The following is a 1,606-nucleotide window of genomic DNA, read 5'->3' as shown; positions in this document are numbered from 1 at the left end:
CGACGAGCAGGACGCGGACGCCGCGTCCCCCGCTACGGCGTCCACGGCCGGCCCCGGCCCAGGCGTCGCTGCGGGCAGCCCCACCGTCATCGAGCCAGCCGGCCCGGACACGGACCGCCCCCCGGCCAGCGGCGGCGACACCACCCCGACAGAGCCCGGCACATTCAGCCGCAACGGCCAGCCCCGAGCCGTCGCCGAACCGTCCCGGCCTGACACGCCAGCCCTCGACTCCCCGCACACACCCACGCCACCGCCGCAGCCGGACCAGATCACGGTGACAGTGCTCGGCCCGCCCGGCATCACCGACGCCGATCCGCAGCGAAACCTACGCGCGAAGTCCCTGGAACTGCTGGTGTACCTCGCGGTGCGCGACGGCAGCGCCTCCGTCGAAGCGATCCTGGACGACCTGCTGCCCGACGCCCCCGCCAGCAAAGCAGTGCACCGGCTGCACACCTATGTCTCGGACCTTCGCGCCGTGCTACGCCACAACGCCGGACCCGGCACCTACCTCACCCACCCCCACCACCGCTACCAACTCAACCCCGACCGATTCAACATCGACCTATGGCGCATGCGCGCCGCGATCCGCGCCGCCGGCACCACCGCATCCCCACCCGAACGCATCCAAGCGCTGCGCCGCGCCGTGACCGCCTACCACCCCCTCGCCGACGGCTGCGACTACGAATGGCTCGAGCCCTACCGGCAGGCCATACGCCAAGAAGCCCTCGACGCCACCACCGACCTCATAGAGGAACTCACCGACCAGCCCGCAGCCCAGAGCGCCGTCCTCGACACCGCCCTGCAGCAGCACCCCTACACCGAAACCCTCTACCAGGCCGCGATGCGCGCCCACGCCCGCCTCGGCCACCCTGACACCATCCGCGCGCTGCGCCGCACCCTGACCCGACGCCTCGCCGAGATCGACACTGAACCCGCCGACGACACCCTTACGCTCGCCGACCAGCTCATCACCGACCTACGCCGCACCCGCCCCACCGACAGGCCAGCCCCATGAGCGCAACACTGGACACCACACCGGCCGGCCACGCCGCAAGCGGCAATCATCTACATCGACTGCGGTGGGCGGTACGCGCCACCCTCACCCTCGGCGTCGCCGCCTCGATCGCCGCGAACGTCCTACACGCCCGACCGAACCCGATCAGCCAGATCATCGCCGCGTGGCCACCCCTGGCACTGCTCCTCACCGTCGAACTGATCTCCCGCGTCCCCCACCACCGCCGTGCCCTGGGCGTCATCCGCATCGCCGCCACCGCCGTCATCGCCGCCATCGCCACCTGGGTTTCGTACTGGCATCTCGTCGGCGTCGCCGCCCGCTACGGCGAAACCGATGCCGGTACCGCCTACCTGCTGCCCATCTCCGTCGACGGCCTCGTCATCGTCGCCAGCGTCAGCCTCGTCGAACTCACCGCCAGAATCCGCGCCACCACCCCAGAACCAGGCATGCCATCGGCTGCCACGACGCCCACCGCATCCGCACGCCCATCCGGCCCGCGTCCGGTGCCAGAAGCCATCGGCAACCTCACCGTCGAGCCGGCGCGGCCACTTGCCCCTCTTGACCCTGTTGGTCATTCTCGGTTCAGGCAGC

Annotated in this window: 2 protein-coding genes; both read left to right on the top strand. The window is 71.0% G+C overall.

What is annotated here, in order from left to right:
• On the top strand, positions 1–1,015 hold a 1,015-nt coding region (locus A6A27_RS46630; RefSeq protein WP_274534629.1), incomplete at its 5' end, for an AfsR/SARP family transcriptional regulator.
• The coding region (locus A6A27_RS39470; RefSeq protein WP_241825676.1) for a DUF2637 domain-containing protein at positions 1,012–1,606 on the top strand (595 nt) is incomplete at its 3' end. The genes A6A27_RS46630 and A6A27_RS39470, both read left to right, overlap by 4 nt.

This window comes from Micromonospora sp. CB01531 (assembly GCF_001905095.1).
In the GTDB taxonomy this organism is placed as follows: domain Bacteria; phylum Actinomycetota; class Actinomycetes; order Mycobacteriales; family Micromonosporaceae; genus Micromonospora.
The sequence above is the reverse complement of the archived record's forward strand: the minus strand, read 5'-3'. Positions and strand labels throughout refer to the sequence as shown.